The 17,446-nt window shown below is 70.5% G+C and carries 17 protein-coding genes; 11 read left to right on the top strand and 6 right to left on the bottom strand.

The window, feature by feature from the left end; all coding sequences use genetic code 11:
* Positions 1–18 precede the first annotated feature (18 nt).
* Together ACZ6IM_RS33255 and ACZ6IM_RS33250 are read left to right on the top strand one after the other, a co-directional pair.
* Positions 19–765 (top strand): SDR family oxidoreductase, encoded by a 747-nt coding sequence (locus ACZ6IM_RS33255; RefSeq protein ID WP_361462692.1) that lies wholly within the window; start codon positions 19–21, stop codon positions 763–765.
* 110 nt (positions 766–875) lie between these two features.
* Positions 876–1,472 (top strand): YceI family protein, encoded by a 597-nt coding sequence (locus ACZ6IM_RS33250; protein WP_361462689.1) that lies wholly within the window; start codon positions 876–878, stop codon positions 1,470–1,472.
* Positions 1,473–1,571: 99 nt separating this feature from the next.
* Here ACZ6IM_RS33250 and ACZ6IM_RS33245 read toward each other — a convergent pair whose 3' ends face one another.
* Entirely contained in the window at positions 1,572–1,838 is a 267-nt protein-coding gene (locus ACZ6IM_RS33245; RefSeq protein ID WP_003972036.1) for a WhiB family transcriptional regulator, read from the bottom strand.
* A gap of 383 nt (positions 1,839–2,221) precedes the next feature.
* Here ACZ6IM_RS33245 and ACZ6IM_RS33240 point away from each other — a divergent pair, with 383 nt between their 5' ends.
* The gene (locus ACZ6IM_RS33240; RefSeq protein ID WP_402678264.1) at positions 2,222–3,148 is read left to right on the top strand and encodes an RNA polymerase sigma-70 factor; all 927 of its coding nucleotides are present in this window, start codon (positions 2,222–2,224) and stop codon (positions 3,146–3,148) included.
* A 42-nt stretch (positions 3,149–3,190) separates the two neighbouring features.
* Here ACZ6IM_RS33240 and ACZ6IM_RS33235 read toward each other — a convergent pair whose 3' ends face one another.
* Positions 3,191–4,075, bottom strand: a complete 885-nt coding sequence (locus tag ACZ6IM_RS33235; protein WP_469561757.1) for a sigma-70 family RNA polymerase sigma factor family protein — start codon at positions 4,073–4,075, stop codon at positions 3,191–3,193.
* A 478-nt stretch (positions 4,076–4,553) separates the two neighbouring features.
* Between ACZ6IM_RS33235 and ACZ6IM_RS33230 the strand changes: the two genes are divergently transcribed.
* On the top strand, positions 4,554–4,805 hold the full coding sequence (locus ACZ6IM_RS33230) for a hypothetical protein (protein WP_469561754.1): 252 nt from the start codon (positions 4,554–4,556) through the stop codon (positions 4,803–4,805).
* Positions 4,806–4,998: 193 nt separating this feature from the next.
* Positions 4,999–5,538, top strand: coding sequence for a hypothetical protein (locus ACZ6IM_RS33225; RefSeq protein ID WP_469561751.1), 540 nt, complete (start codon positions 4,999–5,001; stop codon positions 5,536–5,538).
* Between the two features lie 34 nt (positions 5,539–5,572).
* On the opposite strand, the gene ACZ6IM_RS33220 is transcribed toward ACZ6IM_RS33225, so the two are convergent.
* Together ACZ6IM_RS33220 and ACZ6IM_RS33215 are read right to left on the bottom strand one after the other, a co-directional pair.
* Positions 5,573–6,928: an NAD(P)/FAD-dependent oxidoreductase gene (locus ACZ6IM_RS33220; protein WP_402678260.1), complete on the bottom strand. Its 1,356-nt coding sequence runs from the start codon at positions 6,926–6,928 to the stop codon at positions 5,573–5,575.
* 96 nt (positions 6,929–7,024) lie between these two features.
* Positions 7,025–7,804, bottom strand: coding sequence for an alpha/beta fold hydrolase (locus ACZ6IM_RS33215; protein WP_469561748.1), 780 nt, complete (start codon positions 7,802–7,804; stop codon positions 7,025–7,027).
* Between the two features lie 173 nt (positions 7,805–7,977).
* Here ACZ6IM_RS33215 and ACZ6IM_RS33210 point away from each other — a divergent pair, with 173 nt between their 5' ends.
* From ACZ6IM_RS33210 to ACZ6IM_RS33200, 3 genes are all read left to right on the top strand, one after another.
* Positions 7,978–8,880, top strand: coding sequence for a sigma-70 family RNA polymerase sigma factor family protein (locus ACZ6IM_RS33210; protein WP_402678258.1), 903 nt, complete (start codon positions 7,978–7,980; stop codon positions 8,878–8,880).
* Positions 8,881–9,066: 186 nt separating this feature from the next.
* Positions 9,067–9,558, top strand: a complete 492-nt coding sequence (locus ACZ6IM_RS33205) for a hypothetical protein (RefSeq protein ID WP_402678257.1) — start codon at positions 9,067–9,069, stop codon at positions 9,556–9,558.
* A gap of 430 nt (positions 9,559–9,988) precedes the next feature.
* Entirely contained in the window at positions 9,989–10,441 is a 453-nt protein-coding gene (locus tag ACZ6IM_RS33200) for a MarR family winged helix-turn-helix transcriptional regulator (protein ID WP_469561744.1), read from the top strand.
* Between the two features lie 27 nt (positions 10,442–10,468).
* Here ACZ6IM_RS33200 and ACZ6IM_RS33195 read toward each other — a convergent pair whose 3' ends face one another.
* The gene (locus ACZ6IM_RS33195) at positions 10,469–10,813 is read right to left on the bottom strand and encodes a hypothetical protein (protein ID WP_402678255.1); all 345 of its coding nucleotides are present in this window, start codon (positions 10,811–10,813) and stop codon (positions 10,469–10,471) included.
* 236 nt (positions 10,814–11,049) lie between these two features.
* On the opposite strand from ACZ6IM_RS33195, the gene ACZ6IM_RS33190 reads away from it, so the two are divergent.
* Positions 11,050–12,006: an alpha/beta fold hydrolase gene (locus ACZ6IM_RS33190; RefSeq protein WP_469561741.1), complete on the top strand. Its 957-nt coding sequence runs from the start codon at positions 11,050–11,052 to the stop codon at positions 12,004–12,006.
* Positions 12,007–12,171: 165 nt separating this feature from the next.
* Complete coding sequence (locus ACZ6IM_RS33185) at positions 12,172–13,383, top strand: globin domain-containing protein (protein WP_402678253.1); 1,212 nt, start codon at positions 12,172–12,174, stop codon at positions 13,381–13,383.
* Between the two features lie 111 nt (positions 13,384–13,494).
* On the opposite strand, the gene ACZ6IM_RS33180 is transcribed toward ACZ6IM_RS33185, so the two are convergent.
* Positions 13,495–16,305 carry a helix-turn-helix transcriptional regulator gene (locus ACZ6IM_RS33180; RefSeq protein ID WP_469561737.1) on the bottom strand — a complete coding sequence of 937 codons (2,811 nt, stop codon included), beginning with the start codon at positions 16,303–16,305 and terminating at the stop codon, positions 13,495–13,497.
* Between the two features lie 244 nt (positions 16,306–16,549).
* Between ACZ6IM_RS33180 and ACZ6IM_RS33175 the strand changes: the two genes are divergently transcribed.
* Positions 16,550–17,065, top strand: a complete 516-nt coding sequence (locus tag ACZ6IM_RS33175) for an SsgA family sporulation/cell division regulator (protein ID WP_469561734.1) — start codon at positions 16,550–16,552, stop codon at positions 17,063–17,065.
* Positions 17,066–17,446: the final 381 nt, after the last annotated feature.

The raw sequence follows: 17,446 nt of genomic DNA, 5'->3' as shown, positions 1-17,446 counted from the left end.
TCCCGAAAGGATATTCACATGAAGGTCGTAGTCATCGGCGGTACCGGACTGATCGGTTCCAAGCTGGTCGCCAAGCTCAACGAGCACGGTCACGAGGCGGTCCCGGCCGCTCCCAACACCGGTGTCAACACGCTCACGGGCGAGGGCCTGGCCGAGGTCCTGACCGGCGCCTCCGTCGTGATCGACGTCTCCAACTCGCCCTCCTTCGAGGACGACGCCGTCATGGAGTTCTTCCGCACCTCCACCACCAACCTCCTCAAGGCAGAGGCGAACGCCGGTGTGACCCACCACGTGGCACTGTCCGTGGTCGGCACGGAGCGGCTCCAGGACAGCGGCTACTTCCGCGCCAAGCAGGCGCAGGAGGGTCTGATCAAGGACTCGGGCATCCCGTACTCGATCGTGCACGCCACGCAGTTCTTCGAGTTCATGAAGGGCATCGCCGAGGCGGCGACCGACGGTGACACCGTCCGGCTGGCCCCGGTCAAGATCCGGCCCATCTTCTCCGACGATGTGGCCGCCGCCGTCGGCCGTACCGCGGTCGGCACCCCCGTGGGCGGGGTGGTGGAGGTCGCCGGCCCCGAGGAGTTCCAGCTCGACGAGCTGATCCGCAAGGGGCTGGCCGCCAAGAAGGACCCGCGCCAGGTCGTGGCCGACGTGCACGCCCCGTACTTCGGCGCGGAGCTGAAGGAGACCACGCTGCTCCCCGGTCCGGACGCGCACATCGCCGAGACCCGGTTCGCCGACTGGCTCGCGCAGCAGCGCTGAGTCGTCGGGTGGCGGGTCCCGTGCGAGGGGTCCGCACCCACCACAGGGGGCCTGTCGTCCGCACCGCGGCGCGGCAGGCCCCTCTCGTCACAGAAAGCCAACTCACCATCATGATCCAGCGCGACAACGCCACTTCCCCGGCCCTCGGTGCGCACCCGGCCGTGACCGGTGCCTACACCATCGACCCGGTCCACAGCACGATCGGCTTCTCCGTCCGGCACGCCATGATCACCAATGTGCGCGGCCGCTTCGACCGCTTCGAAGGCCTTCTCGTGCTCGACGGCTCCGCCCCGTCCCGTTCCAAGGCGTACGTGAGTGTCCAGACCGACAGCATGGACACGGGTGCGGCGGACCGCGACGCCCACCTCGCGGGGCCCGACTTCTTCGACTCCGCGACGTTTCCCCTGATGACCTTCCACTCCACCGGGATCGTCCCGCTAGGCGACGACGAGTTCCGCCTCACGGGCAGCCTGCGCATCAAGGACATCGAACTGCCCCTGGACATCGACGTCGTCTTCGGCGGGGCCGGTGACGACGCCTTCGGCAACCACCGAGTCGGCTTCGCGGGCTCCGCCACCCTGCGACGTTCGGACTGGGGGCTTGCCTGGAACACACCGCTCGACACGGGGGGTGTGCTCATCAGCGACAAGGTGACGCTGACCCTGGACATCTCGGCCATACGGACAGAGCAGGAAGCGGCGGCCTGACGGGACACCGAGGCGGGTGGGCGGTGGTGGTCTGGGCTGTGGACCGTCCCCGCCCACCCGCATCGGTGTCCGGACCACGCCCGCGCGTCGTCCGGCCGCTCAGGCGGCGCTCTCCGTCGCGCGTGACGCGCGCACCGCGCGCCGCCGCAGGGCGCGGCGCTCCCCTTCCGTGGTGCCTCCCCAGATCCCCTCGACCGGCCCCACATCGACGGCCCACGCCAGGCACTGCCGGGTGACGGGGCAATGACGGCAGACTGCCTTCGCCTCGTCCGTCTGTATCGCCGCCGGCCCACTGTTGAGGCCGCCGATCGGGAAGAAGAGATCGGGGTCCTCGGTCAGGCAGAGGCCCCTTACACGCCAGTCCATGAATTGTTCTCCTGTATGAGCAACGGATACCGGTTCGGTGGGTGGCTCGTCGAACAAAGGTAGTGCGGGAATAATTCGGATTGCGCAGCGTCGCTTTCACTGGAAGACCGGGCGGTCGGTGCGAATGTGACATCCCGCCGTGCCCCGTGTCCGCGCGACAGGACCGCCTCCGGACACGGCCGTGCACCGGTCCGCAAGATCCGCAGAAAAAGCCCGCGCAAAGGTGTAACGAAATGTCGGCGCCGCCGGTCGTTCGGAGCGAAGGTGAGCACCGCGCCCTGCCGATCCCTCAGTACGCCGGGCCAGCGCTCCGGCGGTCAGGACGAAGAGTCGTCCGACCGCCTCCGCACACACCGGCAACAGAGAAACGGAGACCCGGGATCATGCATCCAGAGGCGACCCCCGTGGCAGGCGACCTGAGCGAGGCCGTTTCCGTCTTCGTCGAACTCCGGCCCCGCCTCTTCGGCATCGCCTACCGCGTGCTGGGCAGTGCGGTGGAGGCCGAGGACGTCGTCCAGGAAGTGTGGCTGCGCTGGCAGCGCACCGACCGCACCCTCGTGATCAGCCCCGTGGCGTTCCTGTCGAGCACCACCACCCGGCTGGCCATCAACGTGGCCCAGTCCGCCCGCGTCCGCCGCGAGACCTACATCGGTCCGTGGCTGCCGGAGCCCGTCGACACCAGCAACGACCCGGAGGTCGGTGCCGAGCGGGCGGAGGCACTGGAACTGGCCCTGCTCCTGGTGCTGCAGAGGCTCTCCCCGACCGAGCGCGCCGCCTACGTCCTGAGGGAGGCATTCGACTACGCCTACCCCGACATCGCGCGCATCCTGGGTCTCAACCCCGTCAACGTCCGCAAGATCGTGAGCCGGGCCCGCAAACACCTCAGCGAGGACCAGCGGGACAGCGTCGACGCCGCGGAGCACCGGACGCTGCTCCAGACGTTCGTCGCCGCCGCCCGGCAGGGTGACGTCGCCGGCCTGGAGGCACTGCTCACCCCGAACGCGGTCAGTCTGTCCGACGGCAACGGAATCCGGGGAGCGGCACGGGTGCCCGTCCTGGGCCGTGCCCGCGTGGCGAACCTGTCCACCGCGCACCCGCGGTTCTGGCCCGCGGTCGAGGCCGAACCGGTGGAGGCCAACGGACGTGGCGGCATCCTGATCCACCGGGACGGCCGACCCGCAACCTTCATGACGGTCGCGGCCACGTCCCGTGGCATCCACCAGGTGATGTGGGTCTTCAACCCGGCCAAGATCGCCGCTTTCCTGCACTCCCGCACCCGTCACCGCTCCGCACCCGCCCTCTGCGTCTGAGCGGGCCGCTGACGCGATAGGTCAGGCGCGGGACGGGGCAGGTCAGGCGCGGGGGCGGTTCCAGGAGCGCAACTTGTCGGGATTGAGGACGGCCCATACCTGTACGACGCGTGTGCCGGCCAGGTCGAGGCAGACCACGGCGGCGACCTGGCCGTCGTAGCGTGCGACGAGACCCGTGCGCCCGTTGACGGGACGGGTGTGCACAGTGGTGCGCGGGTGCCGGGCCAGCAGGGTCAGGAGACTCCGGGCGACGCGTGGGCCGCCGACGACGGGCCGTGTCAGCGTGCGGACCTTGCCTCCGCCGTCGTAGAACGCGACGGCGTCGGGGTCCAGCATGGTGGCCAGACGGTCCGCGTCCTCGTCGGCACACGCCTGCCGCACAGCCTCGACCAGTTCGTCCTCCACGCGCGGTGGCGTGGGGCATGCGGCCCTGGCCCGGAGACTGTGCCGGGCTCTGTCCAACGGTTCGGTGTCCGCCGGTCCCGGCCGGTCCCGGCCTGCCGGTCCCGCGGTGCTCACGGGTTCTGCGACCGCGCTGCCGAAGGCGTCGTTGAGTACGAGAGCCGCTCGCTCCGCAGGTGTGAGCGCGTCCAACGCCCCGGCCCACAGCGCGCCGAGAGCGTCCTCCAGAGCCGGATCGGACACTCCACGGCTCTCCTTGCCCGCGGGACCCTGGGGGCCCCCGCCACCATCGGACAGGGCCAGCCGTGCCAGGGAGATGCTGCCCACGACACGGGTCAGCCAGGCCCGCGGGTGGCCTATGCGGTCCCGCTGGTGCTCGGAGAGCGCGTACCACTCCCGGTACGCCTCGTCAGTGACGTGCTCGGCGGCGATGCCGCTCCCCAGCATCCAGTGCGCGACGTCCAGCAGGTGCCGCCGCTCGTCGAGCAGCTCTCCGAGCGGCATGGTGTCAACCACTGGCTCCATACCGGCTCCTCCTTTTGAACGACCCGTCCTTGTGACGACTCGTCCTCCTGCGTGCGGCTCCCGCATCGCGCGCATCGCCACGTTACCCGCGGCACCGCAACCGCCGCATCCATGTCCCGGGGGTGCGCGGGAACCTCCTTCCCACGCCACACCGCGCAGCTTCACACGGTCACACTTTCCGACGTTGTGTCCAAGGCATTGGAACGTGTCGTGCCCTACGGACAAGCCCTGCGGTCCTCCTACCCGTGACGGCCTCTCACACACCCGTTTCGCGGAAGGAGTCAACTTGCCCCCCATGTTGCGTGCCGCAGCCGCGGGAGCCTGTGTGAGCGGGCGCTCGCCGGCCGCCCCCGAGCCCGGCTGCACACCGGGGTGACGCGCGGGCCTCGCACAGGGCTGTCACAGCGCTCGTCACTGTCCGGTCAATGCGATGTCGACGGTTCACGAGCCGACGGCACGAGCTGAGGAAGGACCAGGGATGTCCCGAAGCACTGACCGGCAGACCGATCCCGCCGCCGCCACCGCCTCGCTGGCGGCGGAGGCCGCCCTGCTCGAAGGGCGGTTGAGCCTGCTCCGAGAGGCGATCGACTCGGTGGACGCCCGCATCGACGCGGTCTCCGAGACCCTGCGGCGACTGCAGCGCCCGGTGACCGGGCCCACGGACGGCGAGACGCCCGAGGAGCGGGAGAGCGGCACCGGGCCCGACCGCTCGAAGCGGGGCCGGGCCTGACACAGCGGACGGGCGGGTCCGGTGGCGCGTGGCGACGGACATCGTGGTCGTCGTGCCGCCGGTCCGCCGTGCTCGCCGCCCGACGTGGGCCGTTTCCCGGCAATGCGGGTATCCTGCCCCCGGTGCCGGGCCGAGTGACGGAGTCCGCATCGGGCGGCCCCGCCGGAACAAGGGGTGAGAACGAGAGGAACGCATGGTCTCCGTGACCCCCAAGGCTCGCAACATCGAGATCACCGCCGAGGGCCTCCAGGAGGACCTGGCGCGGCTGGAGATCCAGAAGCAGGCACTGGAGCGGGAACTGGCCGCGGTCACCGCTCACCTCGGCTCCGTGCAACGGGCCCTCAGTGCACTGCAGGCCCTCATGCCGGAGTCCGTTCCCTCCGCCCCGGCGGCCCGTCCGGCGGACGTGGTCGCGGAGGTGCCGGCGACGGTGGCACCCGCACCCGTGCCGTCCGCGGACGAGGCGGAGGACGGTGCCGGTGACGGCGACCGTGCGGAGGACGGCTCCGGCCCTGACGGCTCGAAATCGTACGGCAAACTGACTGAACAGATCCTGGCCTACTTCGCGGACGCCGGAAACACCGACGTCCGCGCCAGGGATGTGGCGTCCGCGCTGGGCCGCGACACCGACAGCGGCAGCATCAACGCGGTCAGGAGCACGCTCGACCGTCTGGTCGGCCAGTCCCGTGTCCGCCGTGTGGGCCGCGGTCTCTACCGCGCCGCCAAGCGCTGAGCCGCCCTGCCTTGTCCCCGGGGTCCGCGGGGGCTCATCCGGCGATGGCGTCCGCGTCGGCGGACTTCTCGCTCCGCCGTGGGTCACCGCTGGAGACGAAGGCCTCCCTCGGGCGCTGGACCGAGGCGAGGGAGATGACGTCGCGGCCGAAGAAGGCGGCGGTCACCCAGACGGCGAACACCCGTGCCTTGCGCTCCCAGCTCGGTACGGCCAGCACGTGGTAGCCACGGTGCATCAGCCAGGCCGGGAACCCCTTGATGACCAGACGCCGGTACTGGAAGATGCCACGGCCCAGCCCGAGGGTGGCCACCACGCCGAGACTGTGGTGCACATAGTCTTTGGTGGGCCGACCGCGCAGTGACGCCAGGATGTTCTTCGCCAGCCGCTTGCCCTGACGGACGGCGTGCTGGGCGTTGGGCACCGTACGGGCGTCCGGCCGGCCGGCGGCGAGATCGGGCACGGAGGCGTCGTCACCGGCCGCCCACACGTCCGCCACGGCCTCGCTCTCCGTACCGACCCGGAGATCCGCGCGCACCGTCAGCAGACCTCGCGCGTCGACGGGGAGGTCGGTGTGGTTGTGCACGATCGGGTTGGCGGCGTTGCCCGCCGTCCACACGAGCAGCTCCGAGTCGTACTCCGATCCGTCCGACAGCACCACGCGACCGTCCTTCGCGGAGACGAGCTGAGTGTTCAGATGAACCCGCGCACCCCGCTTCTCCAGCGAGCGCACCACCCACTCCCCCGGCCCGTCGGTGACCTCGGGCAGGATGCGTCCCCGTGCCTCGACCAGGTGGAAGGCGAGTTCGTCCGCCCCGATCTCGGGATAGTGCTTGAGCAACGCGGATGCCAGGCCCAGCAGTTCCCCGAAACCCTCGACCCCGGAGAAGCCGCCACCGACGACGGTGGCGGTGAGCAGCCGACGGCGTTCGGGCCCGTGGGGCAGGATCGCCGCGCGGTCGAACGAGGTGAGTAGCCGGTCGCGGATCGCCACGGCCTCCTCGACGTGTTTGAGCCCGTAGGCCTGGTCACTCAGTCCCGGGATCGGGAAGGTGCGTGTGACGGCTCCCGCGGTCATCACCAGGATGTCGTAGTGGAGGTCGAACTCCGGCCCGGACGGCGGCCGGACCGTCACCGTGTGCGCGCTGTTGCGGACCTCGGTGACCGAACCCGCGATCAGGCGGGTGCGGTGCAGGTGCCGCCGGAGCGAGACCGCGGCATGACGGGCCTCCACCGAACCGGCGACCACCTCGGGCAGGAACGGCTGGTACGTCATGTAGGGGCGCGCGTCGACGACGGTGACCCGCGCCTCGTCCCGCCGCAACTTCTTCTCCAGGCCCCACGCGGTGTAGAAGCCCGCGTAACCGCCGCCCACGATCAGGATCTCACGCACGGTGTCCTCTGTTTCTCTTGGTTTCACCCCTCAAGACCGGCCGGCACCGCCCCGTGTGACAGCACCGGGCCGGGTCCTGGCGTCCCCGCCCGCCCCTCAGGCGGCGTGCGCGCTCCAGTGCTTCTCCAGGATCTCCGCGACCTCCGCCGGGCGCTGGAGCACCGTCCAGTGGTTGCAGTCCATCTCGACCACCTCACTGGAGTGCAGGGATTCACCCAGCCTGCGCCCGAACTCGATCTGACAGGCGGGGTCCCGAGCTCCCCAGAAGACGACGCACGGCGCGGACACCGCGGACAGCTCCGGCTCCCACTCCGCTCCCATGGTGAGCGCCGACCTGTACAGCCTGAGCACCGCGTCCTTCATCGGCTCGTCCACGCGGCTCGCCATCGCCCTGGCCAGGTGAAGGGGTACGTCGAAGCCGGCCGCCACCTCCTCCGCGAAGGGCTCGGCACGCAGTTCGGCCATGTACCGGTCGCCCTGGACCCGGTCCTGCCAGATCCTGGCCAGCGGATGCCAGACGTACCCGGCGTCGACCGGCCCGTTGCCTCCGGCCCAGGTACGGACGAGGTCGGGGCGCAGGGAGGCGACGCGGAGGGTGAGAATGCAACCCCAGTCGTGCCCGACCAGGTCCACCGGCTCACCGACCCGCTCCAGTCGCCGCACGAGCCAGTCGACGTACTCCTCCTTGGTGGAACCGAAGCCGGCGGAGCGCTCGGCGCCGAAGCCGGGCAGGTCCCAGGCTTCCACGTCGGATCGGGTCAGATGACGGCGCACACCGTCCCACACATGGTGGGTGTCGGGAACGCCGTGGATCAGGATGGCGGGCATGGTGAAGCCTTTCGTCGGTGGGACGAGGCCGCGTACGGTCGGCGACATCTCATGGTGTCACACGGTTGTATTGTCCCTTCGTCTGTTCCTCCGCCTCCGTTTCCGACTCTTTCGCGGCCCCCTGTGTCACATGATCCGCGCTTGTGCGGTCTGCTCTGCCGAGGGCACGGCCAGCCGACCGCGGTGGTGGCGTTGTGGTGCCGGCAGAGGAAGGACACCTCATGGGTGGGACCGGTGACACGACACCGCTCGCGGAGCTGCTGGACGAACGACAGCATCTGATCGACGTCGCTCGCTGGATGCTGGGCGCCGGGCCGACCGCCGAAGAAGCCGTCACCGAGACCTACCGGCGGTGGTACGGCCTGACCGACGACGAGCGGTCGGGCATCGGCGATCCGCGTGTCTGGCTGACCAAGCGCACGGGCACCATCTGTCTGGCGCGCCTGTCCGCACCCGCGCGCCAACTGGCGGGTGCGGGCGAGGCGGGCGGCGGCATCGATGTCGAGCCCGACCGGGCTCTGTCGGAGGAGGTCAGCGACGTCCTGCTCAGCGCACTGGACGCCCTCTCCCCGTCCGAACGGGCGGTTTTCGTGCTCAACGACGTCTTCTCCATGCCCCCTCGGACGGTCGCCGACATCGTCGGGCGTACCCCGCACGAGTGCGCCGAGCTGGCTGAGAGCGCCCGCCGCAGCCTGCGTGCCGACCGCGCGCGTCCCACCCCGTCGGACCAGCACGACAGGATCGTCCGCGCCGTCCGGCAGGCCTGCGTACTCAGCGACGCGGGGCATCTGGTGTCCCTGCTGTCCCGGCACGCCATCGCGTTCTTCGACGGCGGAGGCAAGATCCGTGCTCTGACCAGGCCGGTGCACGGCGACCAGCACGTCGCCCGGGCCCTCCTCACGCTCCTCGCCCCCCGCCCCCGCACGGTTCTCCACCTCCAGGCGGCCAACGGTCGCACCGCGATCGTCGTGCGCCACCACGACCAGGTCGCCGCCGTCATCAGCTTCGACATCACCGACCAGCGCGTCACACACGTCTGGGCCGTCCTGAACCCCGACAAGCTGCGCGGGTGGAACCGCCCCCACCCGCCCGCCGACGGACGCGGAGCGGTCCGGCGCCTGTGAGGAGGCTGCCGGAAGGTGCCACCGGCCGTGGGACTCGGTGCCCAGGGTGCGCTCACCCGTTGCGCTTTCCACGTGTCAGTGGCAACAATTGTCAGGCGGGCTTCCATCAAATCGCCACCACATCTTCATCACGGTGACAATGGGACCCATCCGATGACGACGTTCCAGCACTCCTTGAAGGAAAACATGGTTCCGGCATCTCGCTCGACACGCGACCTCGAAGTCACGGCTGAGAGCCTCCAGGCCGATCTCAGCCGTCTGGAGCTGCAGAGGCGGGCGCTGGAGAGGGAGCTGGCTGCCGTCGTCGCTCATCTCGACACCGTTCAACGGGCACTGGGAGCTCTGGAAGTCGTCATGGCGTCCCCCGCGGCGGCACCGGCCTCCGAGGCCGCGCCCGAGACCGCCGACGGCGCTGCTCGGCGCCGTGTCACAGGTCCGGCGCAGGCCGCGACCCGGTCGCGAGTCGGCAGGGAGCGTACGTACGGCAGGCTGACCGAACAGATCCTGGAGTACTTCGCGCAGGTCGGTGACGCCGACGTGCGCGCCCGGGACGTGGCGGTGGCCCTGGGCCGGGCCACCGACAGCGGCAGCATCAACGCCGTCCGCAGCACGCTCGACCGGCTCGTCGGCACCTCGCGTGTCCGGCGCAGCGGTCGAGGTCTCTACCGCGCCGGATGATCCCGGGCAGTCACTCGGGCCCACGAGAGTGGCCCCGGACGCCGACTCGCGGGGGATCGGTGGGCGCCCGGGGCACAATACCCCCGCCAGGCTCTAAGTGGCAGGGGAGCGATCCCGGCGCCGTGTGTGGGTGTCAAACCCGACGCCGTGAACACTGTGAAGAGTCTACCTCACTTTCACACGCTCCTGAGACACCGTCGTAGCCGTTCTCCGTCGTCCTCCATAACGGTGTGAGCGCGAGTGGCTCACCGGCTGGACGAAAAGCCGCTTCCGGCGTTCCATACTGGTAGTCGTGAACGACCCGTGCGTGTCTCCGAACCCCTCCCCCTCAGCGGAGGACCCCGCGCCGCGGTCCGCGGTCGAGCCGTCCCCGGATCATGGGGACAGTGTGGATGCCATGCTGCGCCAATGGGGGGAACACCGACCGGGCGTGGACGTCTCCTCCAGCGAGGTACTCGCGCGGCTGCTGCGCGCGGCCCGCCTGGCCGAGGAACTGTTCGAGGATCGGCTGCGCCGTCAGCCCGGCAGGACCATCACCAATGTCGGGGATTTCGACCTGCTGCAGACCCTGCGCCGGGCAGCTCCCGGGAACGCCCTGACGCCGGGGCAACTGATGCGGCACCTCGTGGTCTCCTCCGCCGGGCTCAGCGGCCGCCTCAACCGGCTGGAGCGTGACGGCTGGATCGTCCGGACCGCGTCACCCGACGATCGACGGCGCTCGCTGGTCAGTCTGACGGTGCAGGGGCGGGAGGAGTTCGACCGCCGGCTGGAGGGCCACCTGGCTGTCGAGCGTGAGCTGCTGTCCGTGCTCGATGCGCGGGAGCGGGAGATCGTCGTCGGCGCGTTGCGCAAACTGCTGCTTCTCCTCGAAGCGTCGGAGTGACGGACGGACACCGCGGTGCCGAGCCGCTCAGCCCGCCGCCACCAGGACGAGGGAGATGACCAGAACGATGACGGTCGACGCGAGTACGGCCATCGCCACCCGGGACATCCGGCGCAGCCGGGCGTAGCGTCTGGTGTGCCGCGCTTCCACCATCGTGATCTGATCGGTGAGGTGACGGGCGATGGCGCGAGAGACCCTGATCTGCTCCTCGACGTACCACCACTCCAGGTCGGTCTTCTGTCCTTCGCTGAGTCCGGGCACGTGTGCGGCGAACTCCGCCGCGCGGCGGTGAGCGGCCCGGCGGTGGGAGTCCCAGTACAGGTAGTCCTGAATGACCGTCAGGCCGCGTTCGGCCTCGTCCTTCGCATCCATGGTGTGCTCCAGCCATAGGTGTGCCGCCTCGTGCCCACGACGCCGCGGCCACCGCCTCGCGAGACGCCACCGTGGCGGCGTCCGGGCGTGCGGCAGATCGTGTCACACCATCGTATCTCTCGCTCGCGAGAGAGGGACGGCGAGGCATCACTCGGCCATGCGCGGTACATAACAGTGTCATCACTCATTGTGTTCTTCCTTGTGATGTTTCTGCCCCTCACGGATCATGGGACGACGTGAAGCACACGCATCGGCCGGGGATTCTCCCGCGCACACCCGAAGATCCTTCCGCCCCCCTGTCTCCCGGCACGCACACGATCACCGTTCCGCACGGTCCCGCCCGCGTCGCACTGCGCTACCACGTCGCCGGCTCGGGGCCCGTGTGTCTCGCTCATTCGGGCGGACCGGGCATCGGCTGGGAGTACCTGCGCATGCCCGGTCTTGAGGATTCCCTGACCATGGTCTACGTCGAACCGGTCGGCACGGGCGACTCCGGGCGGCTCCCGGACCCGCGCGACTACACCGTGGCCACGTACGCGCACTTCCTGCACGCCGTGGTCGAGCACCTGAACGTGTCACGGTTCGCCCTACTCGGTCACTCCCACGGTGGTTTCGTGGCCCAGCGGTACGCCCTCGACCATCCCGCGCGGGTCACTGCCCTCGTTCTCTACGACACCTCACCGGTCGCGGACGAGGAGTTCTGGTCGGCGGCAGCCACCGCCATGGAACGGTTCGTGAAGGACCACGTCGAGGACCATCCGGAGGTCGCGGACTACGCCGCCACCCTCACCACGCGGCTCGGCCTGCTGGACGACGACGGCGCCACCGCCGTCCTGCGCGCACTGATGCCGGCTTACCTTCACGACTACTGGGGCAGAGAAGCGGAGTTCGCGCCCGCCCGTCGGACGCTGCGCATGTACGCTGCCCCCTCCCTGGGGGAGGAATCTCCCTTCGACGTCCGGGACGAACTGCCCCTCCTCAGCCCGCCGGCCCTGGTCCTGGCGGGCCGTCACGACTTCATCTGCGGGCCACGATGGGCCGCCCTGCTGCACGAGGGGCTGGACAAGGCCGAGTTGACGGTCCTGGAGGAGACCGGGCACCTCGCGCACCTCGAACAGCCCGCACGGTTCCGCGCCTCCGTCCTCGCGTTCCTCCATGCCCAGGGAGTCGTCCGCGGACCTGGGAACTCATAGCTCCGGCACCCGGTCTCCAGCTTTCCCGTCGTCCGTCAGCGGCCGGTTCCTGACATGGCGTCACAAGTCCGGCCGCTGTCCGGTCTCTCACTGAGAAGACGAGCCGCACATGCGGTCCGTGGCACGTCGGATAACAAGCATCTGAGATCCCAGTTCGGAGTAGGCATGCTCTCCAGTCAGTCGGCCCTGATCGTCCGCGACACGCTCCCCGCGGTCGGAGCCTCTCTCGGCACGATCACCGACCTGTTCTACCGCCGCATGTTCGAGGAGCGTCCCGAGCTCCTGCGCGACCTGTTCAACCGCGCGAACCAGGCCAGTGGCGTCCAGCGCGAGGCACTGGCCGGTGCCGTCGCCGCCTTCGCGACCGCACTCGTGAAACACCCGGACGAGCGCCCCGACGCCGTACTCGGCCGCATCGCGAACAAGCATGCGTCACTGGGCATCACGTCCGACCAGTACACCCTCGTCGGCCGCCACCTCCTCGCGGCCGTCGCGGAGGTCCTCGGCGACGCCGTGACCCCGGCAGTGGCGGCCGCCTGGGACGAGGTGTACTGGCTCATGGCGAACGCCCTCATCGCCATGGAGGCGCGTCTGTACGCCCGGGCCGACGTCGAGGACGGCTCCGTCTGGCAGAACATGAAGATCGTCGAACGCCACGAGGAGACCCCTGACACAGCCTCCTTCGTCCTGCGCCCCGCCGACGGCTCGCCCACCCGCCCCTTCGTCCCCGGCCAGTACGTCAGCGTGCGGGCCGAACTTCCGGACGGAGCACACCAGATACGGCAGTACAGCCTCTCCAGCGCCCCCGGCGGCGGAACCTGGCGCTTCACCGTGAAGCGCGAGCGCTCCTTGGACGGGCAGGTGCCGGACGGGGAGGTCTCCACGTGGCTGCACACCCACGCCCGCCCCGGTGACGTCCTGCGGGTGTCCCTGCCCTTCGGCGACCTCCTGCTGCCCGAGGGTGACGGTCCGCTCCTGCTGGCCTCCGCGGGCATCGGTGTCACCCCCATGCTCGCCATGCTGGAGCATCTGGCCACCGCGGCGCCCGACCGTCCGGTCACCGTCGTCCACGCCGACCGCTCCCCCGCTCACCACGCTCACCGGCTCGAACTCACCGCGCTCGTCGAGCGGCTGCCCCACGCCTCACTGCACCTGTGGTACGAGGACACCGCGAACCACCCGGATTCCTCGGCGGACCACGTCAACGAGGGCTGGGCCGATCTCACCGTCCTGTCCCCGGTCCCCGGCACCATCGCGTTCCTGTGCGGGCCGCTCTCTTTCATGAAAGCCGTCCGCGCCGACCTGCTCGCCCATGGGCTGAGCCCCAGGGACATCCACTACGAGGTGTTCGGCCCCGACCTGTGGCTCAGCAAGTAGCAGCGTCGGCCGCCGGGCGGTGAACGGGCGGGCGACGGTCCGCTGCGCCTGGTGCCGGCCGTCGCCCGCGTGCGGACGCGGGCGAGGGGTCCGGCGCCTGGGCCCGGGCGTTCATGTGCTCGACGCGGTCGCGGTGAGTCCGGCGAGGGCGGGCTTCAGCTCGGTGCGCCGCTTGATACCGAGCTTCACGAAGACCTTGCGCAGGTGGTACTCGACGGTGTGCGCACTGATGAACAGGCGGGCGCCGATCTCCCGGTTCGTCAGCCCCTCGCGGGCCAGGCGCGCCACGTTCAGTTCCTGCTCGGTGAGCCGCGCCGCCGGCCCTCGTGTGCGGACCCGCAAGGTCTCGCCGCTCGCGCGCAGTTCGTCCGCGGCGCGCTTGGCGAATCCGTTCACTCCGCAGGCTGTCAGCACCCGGTGCGCGGTGCGGAGCTGTTCCCGCGCCTCGGCGGACCGCCCCTGGCGGTTGAGGGCCTCGCCGTACAGCAGGCGGCAACGCCCCACCCAGATCGGGATCCGCTCGTGCTCGAAGCGCTTGATCGCGTCCAGGAAGAGCTTCTCGGCGTCGTCGTCGGCACGCAGTTGCGCCTCGGCCATCGCCAGCACGGCCAGCGCGTAGCTGGTGCCCACCGGCCGCGTGACGCCGGCCAACTGCTCGAGTGCCTGCTCGGCGAGCGCGCGCTCACCGGTGTGCGCGGCCGCTTCCACCAGTTCGAGCAGCGTGCGCATCGCGAGGTTCAGTTCGTGGGTGTACGGCAGCTCGCGCCGGCCGCTGGCCACCGCCTCGGCGAAGCGGCCCAGGCCGTTGTAGAGGACGGCCTCGGAGAAGTTGGCCGCGCTCAGCGCGTGTCCCTCGCCGCGGGCGAGCCCGTCGGCCCTGACCCGCTCGGCCAGGCGCTCCGCCTCGTCGGCCTGGCCCCGGTACGCGGTGAGGAGGAGCCGTCCGTACGGCGGCAGCGGGTTGCCGGTGACCTCCTTGATGGCGTCGATCTCGTCGCAGGAGGCTTCGGCGGCGTCCAGGTCGCCGTCGATCGTCTGCACCAGCATCAGCAGGCTCAGGGCGATCGGCAGTACGGTGACGACGCCTTCGGCACGAGCGAGCTCGACCTGCCGGTCGGCGAGCGCGCGCAGCCCGGCGGGGTCCCACAGATCCTGGGCGGCGCGGGAGGCGAACCACATCCAGTGCAGTTCCAGGAAGTCCGGCGCCTGCTCGAGAAACGCACGCTGCGCCCGTCGCAGGGTGGGGAGCGCCGCCGTCTGCCCTTCGGTGGCGAGCAGCGCCTGCCCGCGCAGGATCAGGTCCCGTGCCCGGTTGGTCCCCTCGGCGGCGGGCGTGGCGCCGAGGATCGCGTGCGCGACGGCGGTCACCTGCTCGGTGTCACCGAGCCTGCCGCCGTAGGTCGCCGCCGCGAGCGCTTCGATGTAGGTGTCGCGGGCGAGGACCGGGTCGAGCCCTTCGAGTCCCCGTGCCGCGTCGAGCAGGTGCTGCGCCCCGCTGCGGTCACGCCGTAGCGCGTATCCGGCCCGCGCGCGCAGCCGCACCACGAGCGCCTCTTGGAGCGCGGTGAGGGGAAGGGCGCGGGCGGTCCCGAGCAGGCGCAGGGCCGCGTCCGACGCGCCCGCGTCGTGCTTGGCCTCGGCGGCCGCGATGAGCCGCTGCCCGCGCCGGAACGGCGAGGGTGTGAGCTCCGCCGCCCGCTCCAGAAACGCGCCGGCGGCCGCCGCGCCGCCGCGGGTCCGGGCACGCACGGCGGACTTCTCCAGATCGGCGGCGACCTCCTCGTCCGGTTGCAGGGTCGCGCTGGCCCGGTGCCAGGCCCGGCGGTCCGGGTCGTGCTCGACGCTGGTGACGTCCGCCAGAGCGGCGTGGACGCGACGCCGGTCCCCCGGTGACGCCGCCCGGTACACGGCCGACCGCACCAGCGGATGGCGGAAGCCGACACGGGTGCCGACGACGAACGCCTCGGCGTCCTTGGCGGCGTCGAAGGCTTCCGGCCCCAGTCCCAGTACCGCGCTCGCACGCCACAGCAGCCCCGGGTCACCGGTGGGCTCCGCGGCCGCCAGGAGCAGCAGGAGGCGCGCCGGTGCGGGCAGCGGGGCGAGCTGGACGACCAGGCTCTGCTCGATGCGGCTCTCCAGCGGCAGGGAACCCGTCAGGGTGAAACCCCCGGCGATCTGGGCCGGACTCAGGGCCCGGGGCAGTTCGCGCAGGGCGAGGGGATTGCCGCGGGCCTCCGCGACCAACTGGTCGCGTACCCGCAGGTCGAGACCACCGGGTACGGCCAGGCGCAGCAGTTCGCACGCGTCCTCGTAACCGAGCCCTTCGACCACCCTGTGGGGCAGGCCCGCGAACACCGGGTCGGCCTGCCGCATGGCGAGCACCAGGGCGATGCCCTCCGCGTCCAGACGCCGGGCGGCGAAGGCGAGGGCACGCGCGGACGCCTGGTCGAGCCACTGTGCGTCGTCGACGACGCACAGCAGTGCCCGCTCCTCGGCGGCCTCGGTGAGCAGCCCCAGCAGGGCCAGCCCCACGAGGAACGGGCTCGGCGCGGCGGCGCTGCGCAGCCCGAACGCCACCTCGATCGCCTCCTGCTGCGGGGCCGGCAGCCGGGCGGCGGAACCCATCATGTGCCCGCAGAGCTGATGGAGTCCGGCGTAGGCGAGTTCCATCTCCGACTGGGAGGCGACGATGCGCTCGGTACGGACGTGTGCCGCGGCCCGTGCCGTGAGGTGGTCCAGGAGTGCCGTCTTGCCGACACCGGCCTCCCCGGAGACGACCAGCGCTCCGCTGCGGCCGCCGCGGGCACGGCTCACCAGCGCTTCCAGCTCCGCCAACTCGCGGCGTCGCCCCCGCAACGGCGCGATGCCAGCCACCATGTCCGCCTTCGCCGGGAAGTACCGCTCCGCCATGCCCTCGCCCACGCATCTTATCGGAGCATGTCCTGGACCGCCGAGCGCCGCGGTGCCGTGCGCAGCGACCACCGCCCGCCCCCTCGCCGACGGCCCGCGGACAAGAGAACCGCTTACTCAAATGCATCTGTCACACCCGGCCGGGCCGGCCTGTCTCTGTTGTACCGCCACGACTCGGCCACGGACCTCTCCATCCGGCCAGCATCTCCGGTCACCATGGCTATGACGCGGCCGTCACTGATCGATCCGGAGCTCAATGGACGAGGCGATTCGAAAAGCGACAGAAAGGAGTTGCGCCATGAACAACGACCACGGAAACGTGCAATCACCATGTACGGGTTCGCAGAACCTCTTCCTCACTCTGCACCGCATGCTGGACGGCGTGGCATGGGAGGACGTTCGAGCCGAATTCCGATTCGACCCCGCATCTCCTCTGCTCGTCCGGCTCACCTTTCTCGTGACGCATGGCCCTCGGGTGACCTGGTATGTGGGTCGGGACGTTCTGCACCAGGGTCTCCGCTCCGTGAGCGGCACCGGCGACGTCCAGGTCTGGCCGACGTACATCGGCGAACAGACGACGGTCTGGATGCAGCTCGCGTCGGAGGAGGTCACGGTTGTCTTCGAGATGTCCGCCCGGCCGCTGGAGGAGTGGCTCGACCACACCTACCGTAGCGTTCCGGCCGGCTCGGAGATGGCCAGGTGCGACGTGGACCGTTTCCTTGCCGGGGTCCTCGGCGGGGGCCCCGGCCTCGATTCACCGCACATCCGTTGAAGGGGGCGGGCCGAGGGCCCGAGCCGACTTTCCTGGTCATCGAGAGGCGAGACGCTGCCGTCACAAGCGCTCCAGCACTGCGCCGAGCTGGGAGATCGGGCTCCTGTGACAGGGGACCAGCTGCAAACCACCGAGAGCCGGTCATTGCTCTACATGATCGGCTACTCCGGGGTGCGGCATCTCCTCAATCGCCGAACAGCACCACGGCCTCCCGTGGCACGTCCGGGCGCACACGGTGGAGGCGTACGGGGCGGCGCCACCGGCCGGACCCGTCGCGGGCAACGTCCACCATTCACCTCCACCACAGCAGCGGGCCGACGAGCGTGACGTCCAGGACGTCACGCGCACCCACCCGGCAGTGAACGTCCGCCCCTCCCAGGA

The sequence above is a fragment of the Streptomyces sp. NPDC042336 genome, from assembly GCF_055581985.1.
This window is presented reverse-complemented; position numbering and strand designations above follow the sequence as displayed.

What these genes read in the sequence shown, in the direction of transcription:
- ACZ6IM_RS33205 (WP_402678257.1), top strand. Translation starts at nt 9,067, where the DNA reads ATGGTTCCGGCATCTCGCTCGACACGCGACCTCGAAGTCACGGCTGAG.
- ACZ6IM_RS33210 (WP_402678258.1), top strand. Translation starts at nt 7,978, where the DNA reads ATGGGTGGGACCGGTGACACGACACCGCTCGCGGAGCTGCTGGACGAA.
- ACZ6IM_RS33255 (WP_361462692.1), top strand. Translation starts at nt 19, where the DNA reads ATGAAGGTCGTAGTCATCGGCGGTACCGGACTGATCGGTTCCAAGCTG.
- ACZ6IM_RS33225 (WP_469561751.1), top strand. Translation starts at nt 4,999, where the DNA reads ATGGTCTCCGTGACCCCCAAGGCTCGCAACATCGAGATCACCGCCGAG.
- ACZ6IM_RS33230 (WP_469561754.1), top strand. Translation starts at nt 4,554, where the DNA reads ATGTCCCGAAGCACTGACCGGCAGACCGATCCCGCCGCCGCCACCGCC.
- ACZ6IM_RS33175 (WP_469561734.1), top strand. Translation starts at nt 16,550, where the DNA reads ATGGACGAGGCGATTCGAAAAGCGACAGAAAGGAGTTGCGCCATGAAC.
- ACZ6IM_RS33240 (WP_402678264.1), top strand. Translation starts at nt 2,222, where the DNA reads ATGCATCCAGAGGCGACCCCCGTGGCAGGCGACCTGAGCGAGGCCGTT.
- ACZ6IM_RS33195 (WP_402678255.1), bottom strand. Translation starts at nt 10,813, where the DNA reads ATGGATGCGAAGGACGAGGCCGAACGCGGCCTGACGGTCATTCAGGAC.
- ACZ6IM_RS33245 (WP_003972036.1), bottom strand. Translation starts at nt 1,838, where the DNA reads ATGGACTGGCGTGTAAGGGGCCTCTGCCTGACCGAGGACCCCGATCTC.
- ACZ6IM_RS33250 (WP_361462689.1), top strand. Translation starts at nt 876, where the DNA reads ATGATCCAGCGCGACAACGCCACTTCCCCGGCCCTCGGTGCGCACCCG.
- ACZ6IM_RS33215 (WP_469561748.1), bottom strand. Translation starts at nt 7,804, where the DNA reads ATGTCGCCGACCGTACGCGGCCTCGTCCCACCGACGAAAGGCTTCACC.
- ACZ6IM_RS33235 (WP_469561757.1), bottom strand. Translation starts at nt 4,075, where the DNA reads ATGGAGCCAGTGGTTGACACCATGCCGCTCGGAGAGCTGCTCGACGAG.
- ACZ6IM_RS33185 (WP_402678253.1), top strand. Translation starts at nt 12,172, where the DNA reads ATGCTCTCCAGTCAGTCGGCCCTGATCGTCCGCGACACGCTCCCCGCG.